Source organism: Mangrovactinospora gilvigrisea (assembly GCF_001879105.1).
GTDB lineage: Bacteria > Actinomycetota > Actinomycetes > Streptomycetales > Streptomycetaceae > Mangrovactinospora > Mangrovactinospora gilvigrisea.
In genome coordinates, this window is the sequence record NZ_MLCF01000094.1 from 1 (window position 1) to 26275 (window position 26275).

Annotated in this window: 22 protein-coding genes; 10 read left to right on the forward strand and 12 right to left on the reverse strand. The window is 74.7% G+C overall.

The genetic code is table 11. The features are described 5' to 3' along the window. Positions 1-40: 40 nt before the first annotated feature. On the reverse strand, positions 41-883 hold the full coding sequence (locus BIV57_RS16555) for a DeoR/GlpR family DNA-binding transcription regulator (RefSeq protein WP_079170390.1): 843 nt from the start codon (positions 881-883) through the stop codon (positions 41-43). 61 nt (positions 884-944) lie between these two features. Here BIV57_RS16555 and BIV57_RS16560 point away from each other — a divergent pair, with 61 nt between their 5' ends. Further along, entirely contained in the window at positions 945-1718 is a 774-nt protein-coding gene (locus BIV57_RS16560) for a DeoR/GlpR family DNA-binding transcription regulator (protein WP_071657598.1), read from the forward strand. Between the two features lie 336 nt (positions 1719-2054). Here BIV57_RS16560 and BIV57_RS16565 read toward each other — a convergent pair whose 3' ends face one another. Then, entirely contained in the window at positions 2055-2789 is a 735-nt protein-coding gene (locus tag BIV57_RS16565; protein ID WP_071657599.1) for a Clp protease N-terminal domain-containing protein, read from the reverse strand. Positions 2790-2985: 196 nt separating this feature from the next. On the opposite strand from BIV57_RS16565, the gene BIV57_RS16570 reads away from it, so the two are divergent. After that, positions 2986-4935, forward strand: coding sequence for a GTP-binding protein (locus tag BIV57_RS16570; RefSeq protein ID WP_419185724.1), 1950 nt, complete (start codon positions 2986-2988; stop codon positions 4933-4935). Here BIV57_RS16570 and BIV57_RS16575 read toward each other — a convergent pair. The 6 genes from BIV57_RS16575 to BIV57_RS16600 form a co-directional block, all read right to left on the reverse strand. Beyond that, positions 4932-6176: a cytochrome P450 gene (locus BIV57_RS16575; RefSeq protein ID WP_071657600.1), complete on the reverse strand. Its 1245-nt coding sequence runs from the start codon at positions 6174-6176 to the stop codon at positions 4932-4934. The genes BIV57_RS16570 and BIV57_RS16575 overlap by 4 nt on opposite strands. Positions 6177-6463: 287 nt before the next feature. Next, positions 6464-6802, reverse strand: coding sequence for an L-rhamnose mutarotase (locus BIV57_RS16580; RefSeq protein WP_071657601.1), 339 nt, complete (start codon positions 6800-6802; stop codon positions 6464-6466). 1 nt (position 6803) lies between these two features. Next, positions 6804-7658 carry an amidohydrolase family protein gene (locus BIV57_RS16585; RefSeq protein ID WP_071657620.1) on the reverse strand — a complete coding sequence of 285 codons (855 nt, stop codon included), beginning with the start codon at positions 7656-7658 and terminating at the stop codon, positions 6804-6806. Between the two features lie 5 nt (positions 7659-7663). Next, positions 7664-8620: an aldo/keto reductase gene (locus BIV57_RS16590; RefSeq protein WP_071657621.1), complete on the reverse strand. Its 957-nt coding sequence runs from the start codon at positions 8618-8620 to the stop codon at positions 7664-7666. Positions 8621-8688: 68 nt separating this feature from the next. Next, positions 8689-9423, reverse strand: coding sequence for an SDR family NAD(P)-dependent oxidoreductase (locus BIV57_RS16595; RefSeq protein WP_071657622.1), 735 nt, complete (start codon positions 9421-9423; stop codon positions 8689-8691). A gap of 206 nt (positions 9424-9629) precedes the next feature. After that, positions 9630-10106, reverse strand: coding sequence for a rhodanese-like domain-containing protein (locus tag BIV57_RS16600; RefSeq protein ID WP_245797737.1), 477 nt, complete (start codon positions 10104-10106; stop codon positions 9630-9632). Positions 10107-10200: 94 nt separating this feature from the next. On the opposite strand from BIV57_RS16600, the gene BIV57_RS16605 reads away from it, so the two are divergent. The 3 genes from BIV57_RS16605 to lysA all read left to right on the forward strand — a co-directional run bounded on the left by BIV57_RS16605 (position 10201) and on the right by lysA (position 12525). Beyond that, the gene (locus BIV57_RS16605; RefSeq protein WP_071657603.1) at positions 10201-10656 is read left to right on the forward strand and encodes an Lrp/AsnC family transcriptional regulator; all 456 of its coding nucleotides are present in this window, start codon (positions 10201-10203) and stop codon (positions 10654-10656) included. A gap of 178 nt (positions 10657-10834) precedes the next feature. Then, positions 10835-11182, forward strand: a complete 348-nt coding sequence (locus BIV57_RS16610; RefSeq protein ID WP_071657604.1) for an SAV_915 family protein — start codon at positions 10835-10837, stop codon at positions 11180-11182. Between the two features lie 2 nt (positions 11183-11184). Further along, complete coding sequence (gene lysA / locus BIV57_RS16615; protein WP_071657605.1) at positions 11185-12525, forward strand: diaminopimelate decarboxylase; 1341 nt, start codon at positions 11185-11187, stop codon at positions 12523-12525. A 23-nt stretch (positions 12526-12548) separates the two neighbouring features. Here the strand turns inward: lysA and BIV57_RS16620 are convergent, their stop codons facing one another. Continuing rightward, positions 12549-13850 carry an ROK family protein gene (locus BIV57_RS16620; protein ID WP_175548779.1) on the reverse strand — a complete coding sequence of 434 codons (1302 nt, stop codon included), beginning with the start codon at positions 13848-13850 and terminating at the stop codon, positions 12549-12551. Between the two features lie 174 nt (positions 13851-14024). Here BIV57_RS16620 and BIV57_RS16625 point away from each other — a divergent pair, with 174 nt between their 5' ends. Beyond that, on the forward strand, positions 14025-17069 hold the full coding sequence (locus BIV57_RS16625; RefSeq protein ID WP_071657606.1) for an alpha-mannosidase: 3045 nt from the start codon (positions 14025-14027) through the stop codon (positions 17067-17069). Positions 17070-17355: 286 nt separating this feature from the next. Continuing rightward, positions 17356-18150 (forward strand): endonuclease/exonuclease/phosphatase family protein, encoded by a 795-nt coding sequence (locus BIV57_RS16630; protein ID WP_071657607.1) that lies wholly within the window; start codon positions 17356-17358, stop codon positions 18148-18150. Here BIV57_RS16630 and BIV57_RS16635 read toward each other — a convergent pair. Further along, positions 18122-19003 (reverse strand): formyl transferase, encoded by an 882-nt coding sequence (locus tag BIV57_RS16635; RefSeq protein ID WP_071657608.1) that lies wholly within the window; start codon positions 19001-19003, stop codon positions 18122-18124. The genes BIV57_RS16630 and BIV57_RS16635 overlap by 29 nt on opposite strands. A gap of 159 nt (positions 19004-19162) precedes the next feature. Here BIV57_RS16635 and BIV57_RS16640 point away from each other — a divergent pair, with 159 nt between their 5' ends. Both BIV57_RS16640 and BIV57_RS16645 read left to right on the forward strand, forming a co-directional pair. Continuing rightward, positions 19163-19984, forward strand: coding sequence for a PTS sugar transporter subunit IIAB (locus BIV57_RS16640; RefSeq protein ID WP_071657609.1), 822 nt, complete (start codon positions 19163-19165; stop codon positions 19982-19984). Between the two features lie 16 nt (positions 19985-20000). Further along, entirely contained in the window at positions 20001-21566 is a 1566-nt protein-coding gene (locus tag BIV57_RS16645; RefSeq protein ID WP_071657610.1) for a PTS ascorbate transporter subunit IIC, read from the forward strand. Positions 21567-21599: 33 nt separating this feature from the next. Here BIV57_RS16645 and BIV57_RS16650 read toward each other — a convergent pair whose 3' ends face one another. Beyond that, complete coding sequence (locus tag BIV57_RS16650; RefSeq protein ID WP_071657611.1) at positions 21600-23969, reverse strand: glycoside hydrolase family 95 protein; 2370 nt, start codon at positions 23967-23969, stop codon at positions 21600-21602. A 94-nt stretch (positions 23970-24063) separates the two neighbouring features. Next, positions 24064-24528, reverse strand: coding sequence for a MarR family winged helix-turn-helix transcriptional regulator (locus BIV57_RS16655; protein ID WP_079170393.1), 465 nt, complete (start codon positions 24526-24528; stop codon positions 24064-24066). An 86-nt stretch (positions 24529-24614) separates the two neighbouring features. Between BIV57_RS16655 and BIV57_RS16660 the strand changes: the two genes are divergently transcribed. Then, positions 24615-26087 carry an MFS transporter gene (locus BIV57_RS16660; RefSeq protein ID WP_071657625.1) on the forward strand — a complete coding sequence of 491 codons (1473 nt, stop codon included), beginning with the start codon at positions 24615-24617 and terminating at the stop codon, positions 26085-26087. The last annotated feature ends 188 nt before the right edge of the window (positions 26088-26275 follow it).

Consider the following 26275-nt stretch of genomic DNA (forward strand, 5'->3'; position numbering starts at 1 on the left):
GAGGAAGGGGGAGGGGTGCTGCCGTCCGTCATGGGGACGATCATCGCACTGCCGGGTCCGGCGGTGCGAGGCCCCCGTCCGCGGGCGGGTGGGGCGCGGCACGCCGCACCGCCGGCCCGGCGGCGGCCAGCGCGGCGGCGAGCGGGGCCGGGACGTCGGCCGGGACGATCACCTCGTGGGCGGCCTCCAGCGCGGCGAAGCGCGCGAAGCCGGCCCGTCCCAGCGCGCCGGCCGGGGCCAGCACCACCACCCGCCGGGCGGAGGCGAGCATCGCCTCGTGGAGCGCGGCCCGCTCGGCGGAGGGGTCGGTGAGGCCGGCCTCGGGGTCGACGCCGCCCGGCGCCAGGAACGCGATGTCGAAGCGGAGCCGGGCCAGCTCCTGCCGCGCCCACTCGCCGAGCTGCGCGGACGACCCGGGCCGCACCATGCCGCCCAGGTTGTAGACGGCGAGGGACGGATACCGGGAGAGCGCCGCCGCGGCGGTCACCGAGGCGGTGGCCACCAGGAGTTCGCGGCCGGAGGCGTGCCCGGGGAGCGCGGCGGCCAGCGCGTCCACCGGGCCGCCGGCGTCCAGCAGCACGCTGCCGCCGGTCTCGGGCAGCAGCGGCAGCGCGGCGGCGGCGAGGGCGGCCAGCGGGCCGCCGTCCTCGGCGGCGGACGGCGCGGACGCGGCGGACGGGGGCGGGGCGGCCGGCAGCGCGCCGCCGCGGGTGCGGCGCAGCTTGCCCTCCTGCTCCAGCCTGCGCAGATCGCGGCGGACGGTCTCGACGGCGACGCCGAGCCGGGCGGCGATCTCGGCGACCTCGACGCGGCCGGCCTCCTGGAGGCGCGCGGTGATCGCGTCCAGTCGGGCGCGCTGGGCGGGGGTGGTCGGGTCGCTCACCGGGCCATTCTCGCATTCGCCCGCATGTCAGGGGGTGTGCGCCGCATGTCACGATGGAGCCATGTACCCCGCGGAGCGTCAGTTCGAGATCACTCGGCGTGTGCACGAGCAGGGTCGCGTGACCATCGGCGAGATGTGCGCGGTGCTGGACGTCACCAGCGAGACGGTCCGCCGCGACCTCGCCGCGCTGGAGCGGCAGGGCGTGCTGCGCCGGGTGCGCGGCGGGGCGGTGCTGGTGCACCGCGCGCCGTTCGAGCTGACGCTGGCCCAGCGGCGGCTCACCTACGCCGCGGAGAAGCGGCGGATCGCGGGCCGGGTGGTGGAGCTGATGCCGGAGGACGGCGCGGTCTTCCTGGACACCGGCTCGCTGGGGTTCGCGATCGCGGCGGCGCTGGTGCGGCAGCTGCCGGCGGAGCGGCGGCTGACGGTGGTCACCAACAACCTGCCGGCGGTGCCGGTGCTCGCCGCGGACCCGCGGTTGACGGTGTTCGCGCTGCCGGGGCGGGTCCGGCCGATCACCGAGGGCGCGGTGGACGAGTGGACGCGGGCCCGGCTGGAGGGGCTGCGCGCGGAGCTGGCGGTGGTGGCCGCGAACGGGGTGTCGGTGGAGGCGGGGGCGACGACGACGGTCCCGGAGGAGGCCGCGGTGAAGCGGGCGATGCTGCTGGGCGCGCGGCGGCGGGTGGTCGCGGTGACGTCGGCGCGGATGGGCCGCAGCAGCTTTGTCCGCTACGCGACGCTCGACGAGGTCGACGCGGTGGTGACGGACACGGGGGTCGAGGACGAACTCGCCGCGACGATTGCCGCGGAGGGGCCGGAGGTGCTGCGCGCGTAGCCTGCGGCGGCGTGGGGGCGCGTGGTGTGCGTGGGGCCGGGGCGCGGGGCGGGTGGCGGCGGGGGTGTGGTTGCTCGCGCGGTTCCCCGCGCCCCTTTGCGGGACGCGTCCGCGGCGGGGCTGCATGTGCGGCATTGCCTCCCGCCCCCGGCGTGGGGCGCGGGGGCGGGTGGCGGCGGGGGTGTGGTTGCTCGCGCGGTTCCCCGCGCCCCTTTGCGGGACGCGTCCGCGGCGGGGCCGCATGTGCGGCATTGCCTCCCGCCCCCGGCGTGGGGCGCGGTGCGGGTGGCGGCGGGGGTGTGGTTGCTCGCGCAGGTCCCCGCGCCCCTTGCGGGGCTACTTCTTGGTGTAGCCGCGGAGGAGTTCGGCGATGCCGGCGCGGACGGTTTCGGGGGCGGCGCCCTGGGTGGTGAGGAGGGCGGTGACCGGGTTGCCGGGGTCGTCGAAGAGGGCCAGCAGGATGTGCTCGGTGCCGATGTAGTTGTGGCCCAGCATCAGCGCCTGGCGGAGCGTCAGCGTCAGGACGCGGGGGAACGCGCCCGCGGCGAGGTCGTCGTGGTCGGCCTCCTCCAGCGCGGCGCGCGCCGCGGCGCGCAGGTCCTCGAGGTCGGCGCCCGCGCCCTGGATCGCCACCGCGGCGAGCCCCTGCGGCTCCTCCAGCAGGCCGAGCAGGATGTGCTCGGACCGCACCGCGGGGAATCCGGTGGCGCGGGCCGCCTCGGCGGCCTTCTCCACCACCACCCGCGCCCGCGCGGTGAACCGCTCCATGGTGACGCCGTTCTCCGTGAGGCCGGCCGTCGCCTTCTCGACGAACCGCTTCTGGGCCGCCTGCTTGGTGACGCCCATGTGGGAGCCGATCTCCGTCCAGGACGCGCCGCCGCGGCGGGCCTGGTCGACGAAGTGGCCCACCAGGTGGTCGGAGAGCTCGCCGAGGCTGGCGGCCAGCTGGACGGCGTCCTCCAGGTGGATCAGCGCGTCGCCGTCCGGATGGACCGCGCGGACGTGCCCGATCAAGTCGTCGAGGCGCACGGGGAGTTCGGGGGATTCGGAATGTTCCTGCTTCTCCGTCATGCGACAACCTTAGGTTGACGATGAAGGGATCGTCAACCCGAAGTTGACGAGGAAAAGCAGTTGCCGCCCCGCCGCGGCCTCTGCTGGACTGCTGACCGTCCGAGTCGAGAACCCCGACCGAGGAGGCTGGTCACCGTGCGGGTACAGGCGTGCACCCACGTGACCCCGACCCCCTTCTCGAAGGACACCCCTCTTCGTGGCTTCGCTGCCCCGCACCCTGAACCTGGGCATCCTCGCCCATGTCGACGCCGGTAAGACCAGCCTGACGGAGCGTCTGCTGCTGCACGCCGGGGTCATCGACACCCTCGGCCGCGTGGACGCCGGCACCACCCGCACCGACTCCCTGGAGCTGGAGCGGCGCCGCGGCATCACCATCAAGTCCGCGGTGGTCTCCTTCCGGCTCGGCGGCGCCGTCGTCAACCTCATCGACACCCCCGGCCACCCCGACTTCATCGCCGAGGTGGAGCGCGTCCTCGGCGTGCTGGACGGCGCCGTCCTCGTCGTCTCCGCGGTGGAGGGCGTCCAGGCGCAGACCCTGGTGCTGCACCGCACGCTCGCCCGGCTCGGCATCCCCACCCTGCTCTTCGTCAACAAGACCGACCGCCGCGGCGCCGATCCGGCGCGGGTGCGGGAGGAGATCCGCGAGCGCCTCGGCGCCGCCGTCGTCCCGATGGGCGCGGACGGCGCGCCGCGGCGGCCGGAGGAGCTGCTGGAGGCGCTCGCCGAGCAGGACGACGCCTTCCTGCCCGACTACCTCGACCGACCGGGCCTGCTGACGCCACGTCACCGCGCCGCCCTCGCCGACCGCACCCGCCGCGGGCTGCTCCACCCCGCCTGGCAGGGTTCCGCCGCCACCGGCGCCGGCGTCGCCGGCCTCGCCGCCGGTATCCGCGCGCTGCTCGTCCCCGGGCCGCCCGACCCGGACGGGCCGCTCTCCGCGGCCGTCTTCAAGGTGGAGCGAGGCCCGTCCGGCGAACGCCTCGCCTACGCCCGGCTCTTCGGCGGGACGCTGCGCCTGCGCGACCGCACCGAGCTCGGGACGGTGACGTCGATCCGGGTCTTCGAGGACGGCGGCGCGGTGCGCCGGGACGCCGTCCCGGCCGGCCGGATCGCGCTGCTGGGCGGGCTGGGGGAGGCCCGGATCGGGGACGTGCTGGGCGGCCTCCCGCCGGGCCGCAGGGCTGTCCAGCACTTCCCGCCGCCGACGCTGGAGACCGCCGTGCTGGCCGCCGACCGCTCCCGCAAGGGGGCGCTGCACACCGCCCTCGCCCAGCTCGCCGAGCAGGACCCGCTGATCGACCTCCGCCAGGACGACCTCCGCAACGAGCTGTACCTCTCCCTCTACGGCGAGGTGCAGAAGGAGGTGATCCAGGCGACGCTCGCCGAGGAGTTCGGCGTGGACGCGGAGTTCCGCGGCACCACCGTGGTGCACCGCGAGTACCTCACCGGCAGCGGGGCGGCCGAGGAGGTCATCGGGACGCCGTCCAACCCGTTCCTGGCCACCGTCGGCCTCCGGGTGGAGCCGGGGCCGCCCGGCTCGGGCGTCCGCTTCCGGCTCGGCGTCGAACTGGGCTCGCTGCCCTCGGCGTTCATGGCGGCGATCGAGCAGACCGTGCCGGCGGTGCTGGAGCAGGGCCTGCACGGCTGGAAGGTGGACGACTGCACGGTGACGCTGACCCGCTCCGGCTACTGGGCGCGGCAGAGCCATGCCCACGGGACGTTCGACAAGTCGATGTCCTCGACGGCCGGGGACTTCCGCAACCTGGTGCCGCTGGTGCTGATGGACGCGCTGCGGCGGGCGGGGACGGCCGTCCACGAGCCCGTCCGCCGCTTCCGCGTCGACCTGCCGGCGGACGCCTACGGCCCGGTGCTGGCCGCGCTGGTGAAGGCGCGGGCGGTGCCGGAGCCGCCGGAGCAGCGCGGCCGGCGCACGGCCGTCGAGGGCGAGGTGCCGGTGGCGGGCATCGAGCGGCTGGAGCGCGCGCTCCCGGGCCTCACCCGCGGCGAGGGCGTCCTGGAGACCGGACTCGACGGCGGCCGGGTGGCCTGGTGGCCCGTGGCCGGCCGGCCCCCGAGCCGCCCCCGCACCGACCACAACCCCCTGAACCGCAAGGTCTACCTGCTCCGGGTGGTCCGCCGCACCTAATCGACCTTCACCGGCAGCGACTTCAGCCCGTAGACGATCGACAGCCGGCGGAACTCCAGCTTCTCCGGGTCGCCCGCGACCCGGAGCCGCGGGAACCTCCGGACCAGCATCGGGTAGGCCGCGCGCAGCTCCATCTTCGCCAGCTCCGCGCCGATGCACCGGTGCATCCCGTGGCCGAAGGCCAGGTGGCTCGCCGCGGCGACCCGGTCCGGGTCGAAGACGTCCATGTCGGAGCCGTCCGGGGAGAGCGACGCGTCGCGGTCGGCGCCGCTCAGCGAGACCACCACGATGTCGCCCTTGTGGATCTCCTGGCCGTTGATCACGATGTCGTCCTTGGCGATCCGCGGGAACGCCACCTGCACCACCGTCAGATAGCGCAGTGCCTCCTCCACGAACCGCTCGGCGAACTCGCCGCCCTCGTCGTCGCGCAGCCGCGACGCGTACTCCGGGTCGCGCATCAGCAGCAGCGTGCCGAGCGCCAGCATGCTCGCGGTCGTCTCGAAGCCGCCGGTGAGCAGGCCGTCGGCGAGGCCGGCCAGCTCCTCGTCGTCGAGGTCGTCGCCGTGCTCGGTGATGAGCGCGCCGAGCAGCCCGTCGCCGGGCTCCTTGCGCTGCTGCTTGATGATGCCGTGCAGATACTCCAGCGACGTCGAGATGGCGCCGAAGGAGGCGTTGGTGCCGTTCTCGATGTCGAAGCGGGAGGCGCTGAACTTCTGGAACTCGGCGCGGTCCGCGTAGGGGACGCCCAGCAGCTCGCAGATGACCAGCGAGGGGATGGGCAGCGCGAAGTCCTCGACCAGGTCGACGGGCTCGCCGGCCGCGGCCTTGCGCTCCATCTCGTCCAGGCAGCCCTGCACGATGTCGTGGATGAGCGGGGTGAGCCGGGCCAGCCGCCGCATGGTGAACTCGGGGGTGAGCAGCTTGCGCCGGCGGGTGTGGATCGGCGGATCGACCATCCCGAGGCCGCCCGGCGTCTTCTCGGCGCTGACGCCGGTGCCGCTGGTCACCTTGGAGAACTCGTTGCTGAACGCGGCGCCGTCGCCCAGTACCTGGCGCGCGGCCTCGTACCCGGTGATCATCCACACGCCGCTGCTGAACGGCAGCGGCAGCTTGCGCACCGGCTCCCGCTCCCGCACCTTGCCGAGTCCGGGGACCGGGTCCATGCCGTCCCGGCGCACCGCGACCAGCGCGTACTCCGGGAGCCTGGAGAGGTTGAGCCCCTTCTTCGCTACTCGCGCCATGAACCTGCGGGCCGCCCACGAGCCCACCGCTGCCCTTATACCGCCCGCGGCCGCCTTCACTTCGCCCTCTGTTCGTGTCACGCTGTCGCGTCGCCGTCAGCTGTCCGGTTGTGAACCGCGGACCACAATACTTGCCGGTCCGGGCCGGAACAGGCCGGGCGGCGAGCCTTGGGGGACGGTTCAGGGGAACGCGCGGCGCCGGCTACGCCTCAGGGACGAGGGACTGGCCCGCAGGTACCGGGTGCTGCCCGGAACCCGCGGGGGAGGCGTCCGCCATTGACAGGTGGTCAGTCCGTGTGAAACACCTCGTCGGCCCGGCCCCACCACTCGTCCTCGCCCGCCGACTCGACCTTGGCCTGCATCGGGTCGGTGATCTTCCACCAGCGCTGGGTGTGCGGGTCCTCGGCCATCCGCGCCATGTCGGCGTCGTGGTCGGTGCCGACGTACTCGTAGTAGGCGAAGAGCAGGCCGTCCCGCAGGAAGATCGAGTAGTTGCGCATGTGGCACTTCTCGATCATCGCCAGCACCTCCGGCCACACCTCCTGGTGGATCCGGCGGTACTCGGCCTCGGCCTCCGGCCGCAGCCGGATGATCTGCGCATAGCGCTTCGGGTTCGCGGCGCTCATCTCAGTTCAGCAGCCCTTCCAGTCGGTAGTACTCGGCGGCGGTGCCGCCCCGCACCCGCTCCCGCTCGGCCGGGGAGAGGTGCTCGGTGAGCTGTTCCGCGGCCTCGGCGACCTGCGCATAGCTCGCCGCCAGTGTGCACACCGGCCAGTCGGATCCGAACATCACCCGGTCCGGGCCGAAGGCGTCCAGCACGATCTCGGTGTAGACGCGGAGGCCGTCGACCGTCCACTTCTCCCAGTCGGCCTCGGTCACCAGTCCGGAGAGCTTGCAGGCGACGTTCGGTCGCGCGGCCAGTGCCCGCAGGTCCGCCGCCCAGGGCTCGACCTCGCCGGAGGCGATCGGCGGCTTGGCGCAGTGGTCCAGGACAAAGGTCAGTTCGGGCACCTCGGCGGCGGCGCGGGCCGCGCCGGGCAGGTGCCGGGGGAGCAGCAGCAGGTCGTAGCCGAGGCCGGCGCCGGCCACCGCGCGCAGGCCGCGCAGCACGTCCGGGCGGACCAGCCAGTCGGCGTCGGCCTCGCCCTGCACCCCGTGCCGGATGGCGCGCAGCCGCCGGCCGCCGGGCAGCGCCCGAAGCGCGGCGAGGCGGTCGGCGACGTCGGGGGCGGTGAGGTCGGTCCAGCCGACGGCGGCGGCGACCAGCGGGTCGCGCTCGGCGAGGGCGATCAGCTCCGGGGTCTCGTCGGGGTCGGCGACCGTCTGGACGACGACGGTGGCCCCGACGCCGGCCACGGCGGCGAGCGGGGCCAGATCGGCGGCGGAGAAGCCGCGCCGGATCGGCGCCATCCTCGGGCCGCGGATCCAGTCCTGGTCGCGGACGTCCAGGTCCCAGACGTGGTGGTGGGCGTCGATGCGCATCACGGTCACTCCTGCTCGGGTCCGGGCGGCGGGGCGTCTTCGCGGATCAGGCCCTGCTCGCGCAGCTGCGCCCAGAGCGCGGCGGGGACGCGGGCGGCGAAGGCGTCGGCCGCGGCCTCCGCCTCGGCGGCGCTGCGCACCCCGACGAGCACCGCGGCGACGGCCGGGTGCCCCTGCACGAACTGGACCGCCGCCTGCGGCAGCGTCACCCCGTGCGCGGCGCAGACCGCGGCGATCCGCCGGGCCCGCTCCAGCAGTTCGGGCGGGGCGGCGGCGTAGTTGTAGGTGGCGTCGGCGGGCGGCTCGGGGGAGGCCAGCAGCCCGGAGTTGTAGACGCCGCCGATCACCACGGACGTGCCGCGGCGCTCGCAGGCCGGCAGCAGCGCGTCGAGGGCGCCCTGCTCCAGCAGCGTGTAGCGGCCGGCGCAGAGCACCGCGTCGATGTCCGCCCCCTCGACGAGGCGGGCGAGCTTGGCGGCGTCGTTCATGCCGGTGCCGATGGCGCCGACGACGCCCTCGTCGCGCAGCTCGGCGAGCGCCGGGAAGGCGGTGGCGAGCGCCTCGTCCATGTGGTCGTCGGGGTCGTGGACGAGGGCCAGGTCGATGCGGTCGCGGCCGAGGCGGCGCAGCGACTCCTCGACGGAGCGGCGGACGCCGTCCCGGGAGTAGTCGAAGACCCGGCGGGCGGTGGCGGGCACCGCGAAGCCGTCGGCGAGGTCGTCCGGCGGGACGTCGGCGCCGGCCGGCCAGGGCTCCAGCAGCCGGCCGACCTTGGTGGAGACCACCGCCCCCTCGGTGTGCTCGGCCAGCGCCCCGCCCAGCCGGCGCTCGGCGAGGCCGAGGCCGTAGTGCGGGGCGGTGTCGAAGTAGCGGACGCCGAGCTTCCAGGCGGTGTCCAGGGCGGCGCGGGCCTGCTCGTCGGGGACCTCGGTGTAGAGGTTGCCGAGCGGGGCGGTGCCCATGCCGAGACGGGTGACCTCCACCGCGCTGCCGCCGAGGCGCGCGGTGGGCAGGGCGGTCCGAGGGGCCGTCACTTCGGTTGCCCCGCGGGGCGCACGCGCAGCCCGTACATCCCGCCGTCCACCGGGAGGATGCTGCCGGTGGTCGCGGAGGAGGCGGGGGTGGCCAGGTAGGCGACGGCCTCGCCGACCTCCTCGGGCTGCACCAGCCGGCCGGTGGGCTGGCGGGCGGCGAGGGCGGCGCGCTCGGCGGCCGGGTCGGGCGCGGAGTCGAGCAGCCGGCCCACCCAGGGGGTGTCGACGGTGCCGGGCGCCACGGCGTTGACGCGGATGCCCTCGGCGACGTGGTCGGCGGCCATCGCCAGGGTGAGGGCGTAGACGGCGCCCTTGGAGGCGGAGTAGAGGGCGCGCTGCGGCAGCCCGGCCCAGGCGGCGATGGAGCAGGTGTTGACGATCGCCGCGGAGGGGGACTTGCGCAGGTGCGGCAGGGCGGCGCGGGTGACGCGGGCCATGCCGACGACGTTGACGTCCAGCACCCGGTGCCACTCGTCGTCCTTGTTGCCGGCGATGTCGCCCTGGGCCCCGATCCCGGCGTTGTTGACGACGATGTCGAGGCGGCCGAACCGGGTGACGACGGCGTTGACGGCGTGCTGCACCGAGGTGTCGTCGGTGACGTCGCAGGCGAAGCCGTGCGCGGGCGCGACCGCGGCCTCCGGGTTGAGGTCGAGCGCGCAGACCACGACCCCCCGCTCGGCCAGCGCGGCCGCGGCGGCGGCCCCGATCCCGGAGGCGCCGCCGGTGACGATGGCGACGAGCTTCTCGGACGCCGCGGGCTCGGTGGCGGCCGCCGTGCCGGGCGCGGTTTCTGACGTGGCTTCGGACGCTGCTTCGGACAAGGTGATGCCCTCCTACTCGATGCGTGCGTCCGAGCACATCACATCGGGGGCCACGGAGACCAGAGGGGGTCCTGAAATGATCGGATCTTTGTGCCCCTGCCGGTCGTCTTCCCTGCTCAGCAGGCGCAGCCGACCGCCGGGTCGGTCGGCGCGGTGAGCGGGTCGGGGCGGTCGGCGCGGACGCCCCCGGGCGTCCGGACCGGGAAGCCCTCGCGGATCCAGTACTCGATGCCTCCGACCATCTCCTTGACGCGGAAGCCGCGCAGCGCCAGCGCCAGCGCGGCCTTGGCGGCGCCGTCGCAGCCGGGGCCCCAGCAGTGCACGACCACCGGGCGGGACGGGTCGAGATCGGCGGCGGCCAGCTCGGCGGAGGGGATGTGCACGGCGCCGTCGATGTGCGCCTGCTGCCAGGCGGCGTCGCCGCGGGTGTCGACGAGCGTGAAATCCACGGTTCCGTCGGCGAGCGCGGCGGCGACGTCCGAGACGTCGGTGTAGAGCGCGAGGCGGGCGGCGAAGTGCGCGGCGGCGTCGGCGGGGGACGCCGGGGGGATCGTCATCGCCCTGCTGGCCTGGGAGTTCACGGTTGCGGTCATGGCTGAAAGGCTAGGGCCGGGACGGCCGCGGAGGGCAGGGGCGATCCCCGGCATCGAGGTTGACCGGCCGGGGAAACCCCGGAACCATCACGTCATGAGCATGGATTCCCCGGTGCCCGCCCTCGACGCCGTCGACCGCCGGCTGCTGGCCCTCCTCCAGGAGAACGGCCGCGCCGGCTACGCCGAGCTGGCGCGGGCCGTCTCGATGTCCCCCAGCGCCGTCACCGAGCGCGTCCGCCGGCTGGAGGAGACCGGGGTGATCACCGGCTACGGCGCCCGCGTCGACCCGGAGCGGCTCGGCCGGCCCGTGCTGGCGATCGTCCGGCTCGCCTACCCGACGTCCCACTACAAGCCGTTCCACGACCTGATGGCTGTCGTGCCGGAGGTGGTGGAGGCCCACCATGTCACCGGCGAGGACTGCTTCGTGCTCAAGGTGCGGGCCCGGTCGATGGCCGATCTGGAGTCGCTGGTGGGGCGGATCGGGACGCTCGGACGGGTCCGCACCAGCGTCGTCTACTCCACTCCGGTGGACCGTCCCGCGCCGGAGTGAGGGGCCGCCGTCAGGGGGCCGGAAGCATCGGGAGGACCGGCGTCAAGATCGCGTAACCGGTGGGGGGAGGCGCCGCGGGGCGGGGAACAGTGGGTCTCGGCGGCCCCGGAGAGCCTCCCCGCGACCGGGGCCCATCCAGACCACGCAGGCAGGAAGCGCGAAGCGCAAGGAGTACCGGATGACCCAGGTGTTGATCGACGAGGACCCCGAGCCTTCGGATCGCCTCCCGGTCGGGGGTGCCGGGCGCATGCTGTGCGTCCCCGTCCGGCCGGGACCCCGGGGGAGCGTCCTCAGACTCTTCCGCACCCCGCTCGGCGCCCGCGCCGCGGCCGCCTTCACCTCCCCCCGCCGGCTCGCCGACGCCCTCGGCGGCGACCAGCGGTGGATCCCCCTCGCCGAGTCCGCGCTCCGCGCGCTCGTCGAGCCCCTCGGCGTCACCGCGCTCGTCCTCGACCCGCGGCTGACGGCCCGTCCCGTCGGCGGCCGCCCCGCGGCCGCCGCGCCCGTCCTGAAGGCGGTGGCCTGATCATGACGACCCTGCACCCGGCTCCCCCCGTCGACGGCGACGCCGCCGCCCAGCTCGCCGTCTGGCCGGCGTCCACCACCCGGCTCCCCGGCGGCGACCTCGCCGTCGGCGGCGTCCCGCTCGGTGAGCTCGCCGACCGCTACGACACCCCCGTCTACCTGCTCGACGAGGAGGAGGTCCGCACCCGCTGCCGCGCCTACCGCGCGGCCTTCCCCGACGCCGGCATCCACTACGCCGCCAAGGCGTTCCTGTGCCGGGCGCTCGCCCACTGGGTCGAGGAGGAGGGCCTCGGCCTCGACGTCTGCTCCGCCGGCGAGCTCGAACTCGCCGTCGCCACCGGCTTTCCCGCCGAGCGGATCGTGCTGCACGGCAACGCCAAGTCGCCCCGCGACATCGACACCGCGCTGCGGCTGGGCGTCGGGCGGATCGTCATCGACAGCCCCTCCGAGATCGCCCGGCTCGCCGCGGCGGTCGCCCCCGGGCAGCGGCAGGACGTGATGGTCCGGGTGGTGCCGGGCGTCGCCGCCGGCGCGCACGACGCGATCCGCACCGGCACCGAGGACCAGAAGTTCGGCATGTCGACGGGCGACGGCTACGCCCAGCACGCCATCGCCCGGATCCTCGACCAGCCGCGGCTGCGGCTCACCGGGCTGCACTGCCACCTCGGCTCCCAGATCGCCGATGTGCGGCCCTATCTGACGGCGGTTCGGCGGATGGTGGGGCTGCTCGCCCGGATCCGCGAGAGCCACGGCGTGCTGCTGCCCGAGCTGGACCTGGGCGGCGGGCACGCGGTGCCCTACCGGCCGGGCGAGGCGGCGCTGGACGTCCCCGGGCTGGCGCGGCGGCTCCGCGCCGAGCTGGAGGAGGCGTGCGCGGCGGCCCGGCTGCCGGTGCCGCGGCTGCTGCTGGAGCCGGGCCGGGCGATCACCGGGCCGGCGGGCGTCGCGGTCTACCGGGTGCTGTCGGTGAAGCAGACGGCGGGCACGGTCTTCGCGGCGGTGGACGGCGGGATGTGCGACAACCCGCGCCCCGCGCTGTACGGGGTGCGGTACGCGCCCCGGCTGGTGGGCCGGGCGTCCCGCACGGAGGACCGGCCGACGACCGTGGTGGGACGGCTCTGCGAGGCGGGGGACGTGCTCGCGGAGGACGTGCCGCTGCCGGCGGACCTGCATCCCGGGGACCTGCTGGCGGTGCCGGTGGCGGGGGCGTACCACCTGTCGATGGCGTCGGTGCAGAACCTGGTGGGCCGGCCGCCGGTGGTGGCGGTGGGGTGCGGTCGGTCGCGGCTGCTGGTGCGGCGGGAGACGCTTGCGGATGTCAGGGCGCGGGACATCGGGTTGTAGCCCGGGTCACGGCTGGGTTCTGGTCACTCGCGCGGGTCCCCGCGCCCCGTGCGGGGCGCTCTCCGCGACCTCGGGGCGAAGGCGGCGTGGAAGACGGTGGAGGCGGCGCCGACCGCGGCCGCCTCCGTCTCGACGACCGAGCGCTCGACGCGGACGGGGCGGATCCGGCGGGCCACCGCCTGGGTGTTGAGGGTGCGGTCGACCTCCGCGAGGTAGTCCGCGTAGCCGTGCTGGAGCGCGGGGCCGCCGAGGACCACCAGGTCCAGGTCGAGGAGGTCGACCAGCGCCAGCGCGCCGCGGGCGAGCTGGCGGGGGCGGGGCAGGTCGCTGTCGCTGTCGGGGACGAGGCGGCCGAACTCGCCCGCGTTGGCGGTGAGTCCGCGGTGCACGTCGCCGCCGAGGAAGAGGCCCGCGCCGACGCCCGCGCCCAGGTAGAGGTAGGCGAAGTCGGCGTCCCGCGCCCCCTTGCCGATCCAGTGCTCGCCGATGGTGGCCGCGGTGGCGTCCTTCTCCATCACCACCGGCAGGCCCAGCCGCTCGGTGAGCAGCCGGCGGATCGGGACGTCCCGCCAGGTGCGCATCAGCGGCGGGTCGAGCACCACCCCGGCGGACGGGTCGACGGGCCCGGGGACGGCGATGCCGGCGCCGAGGACCGGTCCGGGGTCGGAGGCCTCCAGCAGCGCGCGGGCCTCCGCGGCGAGCGTCTCCACCAGCTCGGCGGACGGCTGCCGGCGGGAGACGGCCCGGTGGCTGCGGCGCAGCACCCGGCCCTCCAGGTCGGTGACGACGGCGGTGAGCAGGTCCGGGTCGATGTGCAGGCCGAGGGCGCGGCCGGCGTCCGGGCGGAGCCGCAGCGGGGTGCGCGGCTTGCCCGCGCCGGTGGCGGCGGAGGGGGCGGGGCGGGTCTCCAGGACGAGGCCGTCGTCGATCAGGCGGCGGACGATGCGGGAGACCGACTGCGGGGTGAGGCCGGTGCGTTCGGCGATCTCCACGCGGCCCAGCTCGCCGGCGAGCCGGATCGCCTCGATCACCGCGGACTGGTTGGGGGAGGGCGCCGGCAGGCTGCGGGGGCGTCCGCTGCGCGGCCGGTCGTCGAGGGCGGCGAGGCCGCCGGCCCGGTAGCGGCCGGCCCAGTGCGCGGCGGTCTGCCGGGTGACGCCGAGCTCCTCGGCGATCCGCACCGCGGGCATCCCCTCGGCGGCGAGCAGCACGATGCGGGCGCGCACCGCGGCGGGGCCGGCCGCGTCCGGCCCGTCCGGGTCGGCGCGGCGCCGCAGTTCGTCGCGGTCGGAGGCGTCCAGGGGCGGCGGCGCGGAGGCGGGCATGCCGGGAGGGTAGCCCATCCGCGGGGCCCGATGTTAAGGAACTTCTTGGCGAACAGGAACACGACCTGCTGTTAAACAACCCGTACAGACCCGGGATTCACCCTTGACGGGGAAAATCACCAAGAGTTAGATATTCGGGATCCTGTCGGCCGCACCTGGGGAGTACCCGAAGCCATGCACGACGATCGGTCCCTCGTAGAGATCCGGCTGGGCCGGGCTCTGCGGGAGCGCATCAAGCCCGCGATCCACCCGCTCACCGCGGCGCTCGAGGTGGAGGCGTGGCACGCTCCCGGCGAGCCCGTGCCCGTCTCCGAGGGCCTCGCCCTCGCCGACGCCGACTACCGCCCGATCGCCACCGGCGAGGCCTGGGGCCGCCCCTGGGGCACCGAGTGGTTCCGGGTGCGCGGCACCGTCCCGCCGGAGTGGTCCGGCCGCACCGTCGAGGCCGTGCTCAACATCGGCTTCCGCGGCCCCGGCCCCGGCTTCCAGGCCGAGGCGCTCGTCTACCGGCCGGACGGAAGCCCCGTCAAGTCGCTGAACCCGGAGACCACCTGGGTGCGGATCAGCGACGAGGCCAAGGGCGGCGAGGAGGTCCTCCTGCACCTGGAGGCCGCCTCCAACCCGTCCATCGACGGCCCCGTCACCGACAAGGGCGACTGGGACACCGCCGGCGACGACCCCATCTACAACCTGGGCCGCATGGAGCTGGCCGTCCTCGACACCGAGGTGTGGGAGCTGGCCCAGGACTTCGAGGTGCTGCTGCAGCTGATGCTGGAGCTGCCGGTGGAGGGCCCGCGCCGCTGGGAGATCCTGCGCACCCTGGAGCGCGCGCTGGACGTCCTCGACCACAGCCGCGACGTCAACGCCGCCGCCCCCGAGGCCCGCGCGATCCTCGCCCCGGCGCTGGCCGCCCCGGCGAACGCCTCCGCGCACAGGCTCAGCGGCGTCGGGCACGCCCACATCGACTCCGCCTGGCTGTGGCCGCTGCGCGAGACGGTCCGCAAGGTGGCGCGCACCGCCTCCAACGTCACCGACCTGATGGACCGGGACCCGGAGTTCGTCTTCGCGATGTCCCAGGCCCAGCAGCTCGCCTGGATCAAGGAGCACCGCCCCGAGGTCTACGCCCGCGTCAAGGAGAAGGTGGCCGCCGGGCAGTTCGTGCCGGTCGGCGGCATGTGGGTGGAGTCCGACACCAACATGCCCGGCTCCGAGGCGATGGCCCGGCAGTTCGTGCACGGCAAGAAGTTCTTCCTGGAGGAGTTCGGCATCGAGACCGACGAGGTCTGGCTGCCCGACTCGTTCGGCTACTCCGCGGCCCTGCCGCAGCTGGTGAAGCTCTCCAACTCCACGTTCTTCCTCACCCAGAAGATCTCCTGGAGCCAGTTCAACAAGTTCCCGCACCACACCTTCTGGTGGGAGGGCATCGACGGCACCCGGGTCTTCACCCACTTCCCGCCGGTCGACACCTACAACTCGGAGTTCTCCGGGCGGGAGATGGCGCACGCCGAGCGCAACTTCCAGGACAAGGGCGCGGCCCACCGCTCCCTGGTGCCGTTCGGCTACGGCGACGGCGGCGGCGGCCCCACCCGCGAGCACCTGGCCCGCGCCAAGCGGTTGGCGAACCTGGAGGGCTCGCCGCGCGTCGAGGTGGAGAAGCCGTCCGAGTTCTTCGCCAAGGCGCTCGCCGACTACCCCGGCGCGCCGGTCTGGGTGGGCGAGCTCTACCTGGAGCTGCACCGCGGCACCTACACCTCCAACGCCAAGATCAAGCAGGGCAACCGCAAGAGCGAGCACCTGCTGCGCGAGGCCGAGCTGTGGGCGGCCACCGCGGTCGTCAACGGGTCGGACGGCTACGCCTACCCGTACGAGCAGCTGGACCGGATCTGGAAGACGGTGCTGCTGCACCAGTTCCACGACATCCTGCCGGGCTCCTCGATCGCCTGGGTCAACCGCGAGGCGCGGGCCACCTACCAGGAGGTCTACGCCGAGCTGGAGCAGATCATCGGGGACGCCCAGGCGGCGCTCGCCGGCGACGCCGGGTCCGGCAGCCGGGTGGTCTTCAACGCCGCCCCGCACGGCCGCGGCGGGATCGCCGCGCTGGGCGCGCGGGTCGCGCCCGGCGGCGAGCAGGCCACGGCGGTCACCGAGCAGGCCGGGGGCGGGTTCGTCCTCGACAACGGCCTGGTGCGGGTCGCCGTCGACGGCCGTGGCCTGGTCACCTCCGCGGTGGACGCGGCGAGCGGGCGGGACGCGGTGGCGCCCGGCGGCTACGCCAACCTGCTGCAGATCCACCCGGACCTGCCGAACAACTGGGACGCCTGGGACGTCGACCACTTCTACCGCAACACGGTCACCGACCTGGTGGACGCGGAGTCGGTGGCGGCCGCCGGCGGCGACGCGGTCGAGGTCGTCCGGAAGTTCGGCGACTCGACGGTCCGCCAGCGGCTGGTGCTGGCCGCGGGCTCGCACCGCCTCGACATCGACACCGACGTGGACTGGCACGAGCGGGAGACCATCCTCAAGGCGGCCTTCCAGCTCGACGTCCAGGCCGACCGGTCGACGTCCGAGACGCAGTTCGGCCACCTGCACCGCGCCACCCACACCAACACCTCGTGGGAGGCGGCCAAGTTCGAGATCTGCGCGCACCGCTGGATCCAGGTCGCCGAGCCGGGCTACGGCGTCGCGGTCGTCAACGACTCGACGTACGGCCACGACGTGACGCGCTCGCGCCGCGACGAGGCGGACGGCGGCGACGGGGGCATCACCACCACGGTGCGGCTCTCCCTGCTGCGCGCGCCCCGGTTCCCCGACCCGCACACCGACGAGGACCGGCACACGCTGCGGTTCGCGCTGGTGCCGGGCGCGGAGATCGGCGACGCGGTGCGCGAGGGCTACGGCATCAACCTGCCGGAGCGGAGCGTCCCGGGCGACGCGGCGGTGGCGCCGCTGGTGTCGGTCGACAACGACGCGGTCGTCGTCGAGGCGCTGAAGCTGGCCGACGACGGGTCGGGCGACGTGGTGGTGCGGCTCTACGAGTCGCGCGGCGCGCGGGCCGAGGCGTCGGTGGCACCCGGCTTCGCGTCGGCGTCGGCGGCGGAGACGGACCTGCTGGAGCGCCCGTGGTCCGACGGCCGCGGCGTCTCGGCCGAGGCCGACGGCTCCGTGAAGCTGAGCCTGCGTCCGTTCCAGATCGTCACCCTGCGCTTCGCGCGCGCGTAACCGTCCGAGGCGGTCCCGGTTCGCCGCCCCGCCGCGACACTCGACCGGCCCTGCCCCCGCCCGCCCGTGAGGGACGGGTGGGGGCGGGGGCCAGGGCGGCGACTGCCCCGGCGGCAGCCGCCGGGGACGCGGCAAGCACCGCGTCCCCGGCCCTCCGCGTTCTCCGCGTTCTCCGCGTTCTCCGCGCTCTCCGCGCGGGCCGCGCCGAGCGCGGTTCGGGCGGGGCGCCCGGGCGAAGGGGCGGCGAACACGGCACCGCGCGGACCGCCACCCGAAAGGCAGCCCGTTGAACCTGAACGTCGTCACCTACAACCTGAAGTTCCCGGACCCGAACTCCGCCCCGTGGGACGGCGTGCGCCGGCCCCTTGTGCGCCGTCAGCTGACGGCGCTCGCGCCGGACGTCGTGGCCACCCAGGAGGGCCACTACCACCAGATCCGCCACCTCGCCGAGGACCTCGGCAGCCAGTGGCAGTACCTCGGCACCGGCCGCGACGGCGGCAGCACCGGCGAGTGGTGCGGCATCCTCTTCGACGGCGCCCGCTTCGAGCCCGTCGCCTTCGACCACTTCTGGCTCTCCGACACCCCCGAGGCGGTCGGCTCCCGCACCCCCTCGTGGGGCAACCACGGCAACTGCCGGATGGCCACCTGGGCGCGGCTGCGCGACCGCGCCACCGCCGCGGAGGTGCTCGTCCTCGACACCCACCTCGACGAGTCCTCCGAGCGGGCCCGCGTCTGGGGCGCCGAGCTGATCGCCGCCCGCCTCAACCGCCCCGGCCTCCCCGAGGCCGTCGTGGTCTGCGGCGACTTCAACGCCCCGGCCCCCACCAGCGACGCCTACCGCGCCCTCACCGCGCGCGCCGGGCTGCGCGACGCCTGGCTGGAGGCCAACTCCGCCGAGCCCAAGACCGGCACCTTCACCGGCTGGGACGAGCCGGTGCCCGGCGGCGACCGGATCGACTGGATCCTGCACCGCGGCCCGCTCACCGCGCGCCGCGCCGTGCTCGGCGAGATCCGCGGGGAGGACGGCCAGTGGCCGTCCGACCACCTGCCCGTCAGCGTTGCGCTGGAGTGGGACGCCTGACGGGCCGTTCCACCCGCCTGCGCTCCCGCTCCCGCTCGGGGGCGGGATCGGGGGCCGTCCGGCCGGCGCCGAGGAACGGGCCGTAGAGGTCGTCGAAGTCCGCCGCCGCGACGATCTCGCGCCCGGTGCGCAGGAACGCCCGCACCTCCTCGGCGTTCGGCGCCGCGTCGTAGCGGCGCCCGAGGCCGCCCTCGGGGTCGGCGGCGGCCGCCGGCCCCTCGCGGCGCCCGCCCGGCGCGGGCGCCGGCAGGTGCTCCAGCAGCGCCGTCACCCCCAGCGGATACGTCTGGGCGATGTGCCAGGCCAGCGAGCGCCCGGGCCGGACCCGCAGCCTGCGCTCGGCCAGCACGGCCCCCGCGGCGCCGTCCGGGGCGATCCGGCGCACCGTGCAGCCGATCACCGGACGCCGCTCCGCCAGCGCCCAGAACGGCGCCAGCGGCCCGTCGAACCGCGGCAGCTCGCCCGGGTGGACGTCGAGGACGCCCAGCGGGGCCGCGGGCAGGCCGTGCGCCGGGAAGCGCAGCGCGACGATCAGGTCGGGCCGGAACCCGTCCAGCAGCCGCAGCGACTCCTCGCCCTCCACCGTGTGGAGGGGCAGCCGGTGGCGGGCCGCCAGTTGACGGAAGGTCAGCAGCCGTCCGGCGGGCTCCTCGCCGAAGACCTCGTCGAGGTCCGCGAAGTGCTCCCGCTCGAAGCTGCTCAGGCGCGCCAGTTCGGGGACGTCGCCGTCGCCGCCCGGCGGGCGCGTCCCGTCGAGCAGCACCTGGAGGTCGTGGCCGAGCAGCCCCGGCAGCAGCCGGTTGAGCGCGAGGCAGCCGTGGAGGTCGGTGGCGGTGCAGAGGGAGATGCGCATGCCGCCAGGGTCGCGCCGCGGCCCGCCGGAGGCCCGTCGGCGGTGCGCCGGAGGGGTGCGTCCGGGTGACTCCTGTACCGCGGACGGCCGTCAGCCGTCTGCCGCACCCCGGGGCGCGCGGAGCTGCCGGGGCGTCAGATCCGTGTGAGGGTCGGCCCTATGACGAGCCTGAGCGAGCTGGTCCCGGTCGAGGCGATCCGGCTCGACGTGACCGCCGAGACCTGGCGGAACGCGATCGAGGCGGCCGGGGAGCTGCTGACCGGGACCGGCACCGCCACGCCCGAGTACACCGCCGAGATGATCCGCACGGTCGAGGAGCAGGGCCCCTACATCGTGGTGGCGCCCGGGTTCGCCTTGGCGCACGCCCGGCCGTCGCCGGCGGTGCTGCGCACCGGGATGTCCTGGGTGCGGCTGGCCCATCCGGTGGAGTTCGGGCACGCCGACAACGACCCGGTGAACCTGGTGGTGGCGCTGGCGGCGAAGGACTCGGCGGCGCACACCCGGGCGATGGGCGCGCTGGCCCGGCTGCTCGCCGACCCCGACAGGTCGCAGGCGCTGCGCGAGGCGCCGAACGCGGCGACCGTGCACGCGCTGCTGGCCGGGAAGGGCGAGTTCGCGCCGGCGGCGGCGGACGGCTCCTCGGATTCGGCGGCTTCCGCGCCGTCGGGCGGCGCGGTCGGCGCGGTCGGCGCGGCGAACCAGAAGATCCTCACGGTCTGCGGCAACGGGCTCGGCACCAGCCTCTTCCTGAAGAACACCCTGGAGCAGGTTCTGGACCGCTGGAAGTGGAGCCCGTACATCACCGTCGAGGCGACGGACAGCCTCTCGGCGCGCGGCAAGGCCAAGGAGGCCGTCGCGATCTTCACATCCGGCGAGATCGGCCGGAACATCGGCGACGTCGGCGTCCCCGTGAAGATCATCAAGGATTTCACCAGCCTGGACGAGGTCGACCGCGTCCTCCGCGACACCTACGACGTCTGAGGAGGCGGGACGCGTCATGGATGTGCTGATGTCCATCGTGAAGTTCATCGTCAACGAGATTCTGGCGGTGCCCGCCTACCTCATCGGCATCATCACCGCGGTCGGCCAGATCGCGCTGCGGCGCTCGGCCGGCCAGGTCATCGGCTCGGCGATCAAGGCGACGCTGGGCTTCCTGCTGATCGGCGCGGGCGCCACGCTCGTCACCGCGTCGCTGAACGCACTGGGCGTGATGATCACCGGGGCGACCGGCGCGCACGGCGTCATCCCCACCAACGAGGCGATCGTCGGCATCGCCCAGGCCAAGTTCGGCTCCCGGGTCGCCTGGCTGATGGTGCTCGGCTTCGTGCTGGGCCTGCTGCTGGCCCGGTTCACGCCGCTCCGGTACGTCTTCCTGACCGGGCACCACATGCTCTTCATGGCGACCCTGCTGACGATGGTGCTGGCCACGGCCGGGTACTCGTCCTGGGTCGTCGTGGTGGTCGGCGCGGTGCTGATGGCGGTGATGCTGGTCGCCATGCCGGCCTTCGCGCACGCCTGGACGAAACGCGTGACCCGCGACAACACCATCGCCATCGGCCACTTCGGGACGGCCGGGTACATCGCCTCCGGGGCGGTCGGCCAGCTGGTCGGCAGGAAGAGCCGCAGCACGGAGGAGATGCGGCTGCCGGAGGGGCTGCGCTTCCTGCGCGACTCGATGGTGGCGACGGCGCTGTCGATGCTGCTGATCTACGTGGTCGTCGCGATCCTCTACATCGCCCGGGTCGGGAAGGCGAAGGCGTTCCAGGCCTTCGCGGTGGACGGCGCGGGCGCGGCGACGAACGTCGGCAACTACATCATGAAGTCGATCATGCAGGGGCTGGAGTTCGGTGTCGCGGTCGCGGTGATCCTCTTCGGCGTCCGGACGATCCTCGGCGAGCTGGTCCCCGCGTTCCAGGGCATCGCGCGGCGGGTGGTGCCGGGCGCGGTGCCGGCGCTGGACGCGCCGATCGTCTTCCCCTACGCGCAGAACGCGGTGCTCATCGGGTTCATCAGCAGCTTCGCGGGCGGGCTGGTCGGGCTCGGGCTGGAGGCGGCGTTCTTCAGCCACTGGTGGGGCTGGGCGCTGGTGCTGCCGGGCCTGGTGCCGCACTTCTTCACCGGCGGCGCGGCGGGCGTCTACGGCAACGCGACGGGCGGGCGCCGGGGGGCGGTGCTGGGGGCGTTCACCAACGGCCTGATCATCACGTTCCTGCCGGCGGCGCTGCTGAAGGTGCTGGGCGCGTTCGGCAGCGCGAACACCACCTTCGGTGATGCGGACTTCGGGTGGCTGGGCCTGCTGATCGGGAACTCGGCGAAGGCGGGGATGGGGCTGGGGGTGGTGCTCATCCTGGTGATCGCGCTGGTGCTGCTGGCGGGGGCGATCGTGGTGCAGGTGAAGGTGGTGAACACGGGCTGGGACCCGGGCGCCCGGCGCGACGCCGCGCTCGGGTTGACGGCGGAGGCGGTGCCGCCCAGCTCCGCGGACGATGCGGGACCGTCCCGGAGCTACGCCAAGCTGGCGCCGCCGGCGGGGGCGCCGAAGCCGCCGCCTCCTCCGGAGTAGCGCCTGCCGGCGGTTGCCGGCCGGCAGGCCCGCTCAGAGGACGGTGTAGCTCTCGCCCGCGGTGACGTCCAGGGTGGTGACGCCCCGTACGGCGACGCGCCCGCCGCGGGAGGCGCGGAGGACGACCCGCGTCGGAACGCCGTCGCGCCACGCGAGGTCCACCTCCAGACCGCCCCGCGCCCGCAGCCCCCGCACCGACCCCGCCCGCGCCCACGCCGACGGCAGCGCCGGCAGCAGCACCAGCTCCCCCTCGTGGCTGGCGAGCAGCATCTCCGCGATCCCCGCCGTCGCCCCCAGGTTGCCGTCCAGCTGGAACGGCGGGTGCGTGTCCCAGAGATTCGGCAGCACGCTCTCCCGCAGCAGCTGCCGCAGCATCAGATGCGCGTGGTCGCCGTCCTCCAGCCGCGCCCAGAAGTTGATCTTCCAGGCCTTGCTCCACCCCGTCCCGCCGTCCCCGCGGGCCCGCAGCGTCGCGCGGGCCGCGTCCGCCAGCTCCGGCGTCGACGCCGGCGTCACCGCGCGGCCCGGGTGGAGCGCGAAGAGCTGGGAGACGTGCCGGTGGTGGTCCTCCGGGTCGTCCCGCTCCTCCTTCCACTCCCGCAGCTGGCCCCAGTCGCCGATCCGCAGCCCCGGGTCCAGCCGCTCCCGCGCCTTCGCCACCTCCGCGACCACGGCGGCGTCCTCGCCGACCGGGCCGAGCACCGCCGCCGCCTCCGAGACGGAGTCGAACAGCTCGGCGACGATCTGCTGCGCCATCGCCGCGCCCGCGGTGAAGACGCCGTGCTCGGGGGAGTAGCTGGGGTTGGCCACCAGCGTCCCGTCCCGCGGGTCCGCGACCAGCGCCTCCAGCCAGAACTCCGCCGCCTCGCGCAGCACCGGCCAGGCCCGCTCGCGGAGGAAGGCGAGGTCGGCGGCGTCGCCGTCGCCGCCGAAGCGCCAGCGCTCCATCAGGTGGAGCGCGCACCACGCCGCGCCCTCCGGGAACCAGAAGGACGTCGCCCAGTCGTGGACCCCGGTGAAGCCGAAGGGGTTGGTCTCGTTGTGCACCACCCAGCCGCGTTCCGCCCCGAGCATCCGGCGGGCGGCGAGGCGGCCCGGCTCGCGCAGCGCGTCGACGAAGTCCACCAGCGGCGGGACCGTCTCCCGCAGGTTGGCCGTCTCGGCGAGCCAGTAGCACATCTGCAGGTTGATGTTGGTGTGGTAGTCGGCGCCCCAGGGCGGGGCGGTGGTGTCGTTCCAGACGCCCTGGAGGTGGGCCGGCAGCGAGCCCGCCCGGGACGAGGCGATCAGAAGGTAGCGGCCGTACTGGAAGAAGAGCGCCTCCAGCCGGCGGTCGGCGGCGGGCGTGCTGCCGGGGGTGCCGTACGCGGCGAGGAGCCGGTCCGTGGGAAGGTCCGGGGCCTCGCCGTCGGTGCTGTCGCCGTAGCCTTCGCCGTAGCCTTCGGCGTCGGCGTGCTGGCCGATGTCGAGCCCGACGCGGTCGAAGAGCGCGCGATGGTCGGATGTATGACGCTCCAGCAGCTCCACCCAGGAGCGCTCCGCCGCGGCCTGCACCGTCCGGGCGGCGGCCACCTCCGGGTCCTCGGGGCCGCCCGCGAAGTCCGTCGCCGCGGCGAGCAGCACCGTCACCGCGTCCGCGCCGGCGATCGACAGCCCGCCGTCCGGACGGGCCGTCAGCCGCGCGTCCCCGTCCCGGCCCTCGACGGCGACCCGCAGCGCGGCGGCGTACCGCATCCCGTTGTCGTGCAGCGCGCCGGAGACCGCCATCGAGCCCGTCCCGGAGGCTGCCGTCCCGGAGGCCCCGGTCCCGGACGCCTCCGCCGCGCGCGTCCGGTTGTCCGGCGTCGGCAGGTCCAGCTCCATCGCCAGCGCGCCCGCCCGATCCGCGGAGACGCGCAGCGCCAGCACGCCGTCCGGATGCGAGGCGAACAGCTCCCGGACGTACCGGACGCCGCCGGACACGTACCGGACGCGGGCCACCGCCGACTCCAGGTCCAACTCGCGGCGGTAGCTGCCCGGTTCGGCGGTGTGCCCGGGGAATGCCGGGACGAGATGGCCCAGCACCTGGTGGGAGCCGTAGCCGGTGCGCGGCCGGCCGGCCAGCGCGACGGCCTGCTCCGGGTCGGCCTCGCCGTCCTCGGCGATCCGGCGGCGCAGCTCGGCGAGGGCCGCCGCGTACCCGCCGGCCTCGTCCTCGCCGGGGATGCCGTGGTCGTAGCCCTCGCGGGAGTGCGGGCCGCCGGTCCACAGGGTCTTCTCGTCGATCGCCAGGCGGTCCACGGCGACGCCGCCGAGCTGGATGGCCCCCAGCGCCCCGCCGCCCACCGGCAGCGCGCCGGACTCCCAGGCGGCCGGATCCGGATCCGCCGGGGCGTCGTACCAGAGCTTGAGGTGTTCTCCCACGGCCCGTCCCTGCCAGAAGTCGGATGTTCCGGCGTGAGCCTATGCGGGGCGGAGGGGAACGGGAAGGTCCGCCGGGGAAGTCGGGCGGTGCGCCTCAGCCGGCCAGGTGCTCGCGGAGCACCTCGAGGCGGGTGCGGGCGGCGGCGGTGTGGCAGGCCCGGCCGTTCTTCGTCAGGGCGACGAAGACCCCGCGGCGGTCGAACTCGCAGAGCACCCGCTCGACGAGGCCGGACTTCTCCAGCCGGGCCACCGTGCGGGAGAGCGCGCTCTGGCTGAGGTGGATGTGCTCGCCGATCTCCTGGATGCGCATGCCGGCCTCGGTGCAGCCCTCCATGCCGGAGGGGTGCGAGTTCTCGGCGAGGCGGTCGAGGACCTCGAAGTCGCTCATGGTGATGCCGTGTTCGGCGTGCAGCTCGCGGTCGAGCGCCAGGGCGATGCCGCTGTAGCAGGAGAGCAGCGAGCGCCACCGCTCCACCAGGGCGCCGTCCGACGATCCGGGGGCGGTTCCGGTCGCCGTGCCGCGCCGCTGCGCCGACTTCTCCTGGTCCTGCGTCTTCATGCCCGCACCCTAGCGCGCACGTTACATCTATGCAAACAAATATTATGCGTGGACATTAGATGCGGACGCATGTAGTGTCCTCGTCCATGACCGCTACGGAGAACCTCGCCGCCGCCACGGCCGGCGAGCGCGCCATATCGCCGCCACCGGCAGACCACCGCCCCGCCGCCGCCCAGCGCTGGACGCCCAAGCTGTGGGGCATCCTCGCCGTGCTGTGCGTGGTGCTCTTCCTGGACGGCCTCGACGTCTCCATGGTCGGCGTCGCCCTCCCGTCCATCGGCACCGAACTCCACCTCTCCACCACCTCCCTGCAGTGGGTGGTCAACGGCTACGTCCTCGGCTACGGCGGCCTGCTGATGCTCGGCGGGCGCACCGCCGACCTGCTCGGCCGGCGCAAGGTCTTCCTCATCGCCGTCACCGCGTTCGCCGTGGCGTCGCTGATCGGCGGGCTCGTCGACAGCGGGCCGCTGCTCATCGCCACCCGCTTCGCCAAGGGCCTGGCCGCGGCCTTCACCGCGCCCACCGCGCTCTCCATCCTCACCACCACCTTCCACGAGGGGCCGGCCCGCAACAGGGCGCTCTCCGTCTTCTCGCTCTTCGGGGCGTCGGGCTACTCCTCCGGGCTCATCCTCGGCGGGCTGCTCACCAACTTCGGCTGGCGCTGGACGTTCCTGACCCCGGTGCCGCTGGCCGTCGCCGCCGTCGTCGCCGGGTACTTCCTGCTGCCCAAGCACGCGCCGGAGGAGCACGGCGGGCACGACCTGGCCGGCGCCGCGACGCTGACGGGCGGCATGCTGCTCGCCGTCTACACGGTGGTCTCCGCCTCCGGCAACGGCTGGACGTCGCCGCTCACGCTGGGCGGGTTCGCACTCGCCGCGCTGCTGCTGGCCGCGTTCGTCGTCATCGAGAACCGGCTGAAGCACCCGCTGGTGCGGCTGAGCATCCTCAAGGTCGGCACGGTGGTGCGGGCCAACCTGAGCGTCATCGCGCTCTTCGGCTCCTACATGAGCTTCCAGTTCATGATGACGCTGTATCTCCAGGACGTGTTGGGCTGGTCGCCGCTGAAGATGGCGATGGCCCTCCTCCCGGCCGGCATCCTGGTGGTCGTCGCCTCCCCCATCACCGGCAACCTGATCAACCGGTTCGGCACCGCGCCGCTGATCCTGTCGGCGATGGCCTCCCTCAGCCTGGGCTACGTCTGGTTCCTGATCAGTTCCGGCACCGCGCCCGGCTACTGGTCGGCGGTCTTCCCGACGATGATCCTGCTGGGCGGCGGCTTCGCCTTCGGGTTCAGCTCGATCATGTCGCAGGCCACCGAGGGCATCGACGACAGCGAGCAGGGCCTGGCCTCCGGCCTGGTGCAGACCTCCGGCCAGGTGGGCGCGGCCCTGGTGCTGGCCGTGGTGACGGCCCTGCTGGGCGGCGCGTCCGGCGGCCACGACTTCTCCGGCTTCCGCCCCGGCATCAACCTGGTGACGGGGGTGGGCCTGGCGGGCCTGCTGCTGAACGTGGTCCCGATGATCGCGGCCTACCGCCGCCGGGGGCGCGCGCTGCGCTGACGGTCCGTCGGGTACGGCCGCGGGCCGGCGTCCTCCCTCTGCTCGGGGAGGACGCCGGCCCGGGTGCGTCAGCGGGGGGCGTGAGGCCTTCTGGAGCCCGCTGCAGCGGGTGGCCCCTTCGCGGCTGTCCAAGTTTTCCTGGAGACCATCGTGCGCCGTCCCCAGCGGGTCCCCGGTCCTGGTGAAGA

Excerpts from the sequence above, each read along its gene's own strand:
- BIV57_RS16645 (WP_071657610.1), top strand. The coding sequence starts at position 20,001 with ATGGATGTGCTGATGTCCATCGTGAAGTTCATCGTCAACGAGATTCTG.
- lysA (WP_071657605.1), top strand. The coding sequence starts at position 11,185 with ATGACGACCCTGCACCCGGCTCCCCCCGTCGACGGCGACGCCGCCGCC.
- BIV57_RS16575 (WP_071657600.1), bottom strand. The coding sequence starts at position 6,176 with ATGGCGCGAGTAGCGAAGAAGGGGCTCAACCTCTCCAGGCTCCCGGAG.
- BIV57_RS16565 (WP_071657599.1), bottom strand. The coding sequence starts at position 2,789 with ATGACGGAGAAGCAGGAACATTCCGAATCCCCCGAACTCCCCGTGCGC.
- BIV57_RS16585 (WP_071657620.1), bottom strand. The coding sequence starts at position 7,658 with ATGCGCATCGACGCCCACCACCACGTCTGGGACCTGGACGTCCGCGAC.
- BIV57_RS16600 (WP_245797737.1), bottom strand. The coding sequence starts at position 10,106 with ATGACCGCAACCGTGAACTCCCAGGCCAGCAGGGCGATGACGATCCCC.
- BIV57_RS16625 (WP_071657606.1), top strand. The coding sequence starts at position 14,025 with ATGCACGACGATCGGTCCCTCGTAGAGATCCGGCTGGGCCGGGCTCTG.
- BIV57_RS16660 (WP_071657625.1), top strand. The coding sequence starts at position 24,615 with ATGACCGCTACGGAGAACCTCGCCGCCGCCACGGCCGGCGAGCGCGCC.
- BIV57_RS16620 (WP_175548779.1), bottom strand. The coding sequence starts at position 13,850 with ATGCCCGCCTCCGCGCCGCCGCCCCTGGACGCCTCCGACCGCGACGAA.
- BIV57_RS16580 (WP_071657601.1), bottom strand. The coding sequence starts at position 6,802 with ATGAGCGCCGCGAACCCGAAGCGCTATGCGCAGATCATCCGGCTGCGG.
- BIV57_RS16610 (WP_071657604.1), top strand. The coding sequence starts at position 10,835 with ATGACCCAGGTGTTGATCGACGAGGACCCCGAGCCTTCGGATCGCCTC.
- BIV57_RS16635 (WP_071657608.1), bottom strand. The coding sequence starts at position 19,003 with ATGCGCATCTCCCTCTGCACCGCCACCGACCTCCACGGCTGCCTCGCG.
- BIV57_RS16655 (WP_079170393.1), bottom strand. The coding sequence starts at position 24,528 with ATGAAGACGCAGGACCAGGAGAAGTCGGCGCAGCGGCGCGGCACGGCG.
- BIV57_RS16640 (WP_071657609.1), top strand. The coding sequence starts at position 19,163 with ATGACGAGCCTGAGCGAGCTGGTCCCGGTCGAGGCGATCCGGCTCGAC.
- BIV57_RS16590 (WP_071657621.1), bottom strand. The coding sequence starts at position 8,620 with ATGGGCACCGCCCCGCTCGGCAACCTCTACACCGAGGTCCCCGACGAG.
- BIV57_RS16560 (WP_071657598.1), top strand. The coding sequence starts at position 945 with ATGTACCCCGCGGAGCGTCAGTTCGAGATCACTCGGCGTGTGCACGAG.
- BIV57_RS16605 (WP_071657603.1), top strand. The coding sequence starts at position 10,201 with ATGAGCATGGATTCCCCGGTGCCCGCCCTCGACGCCGTCGACCGCCGG.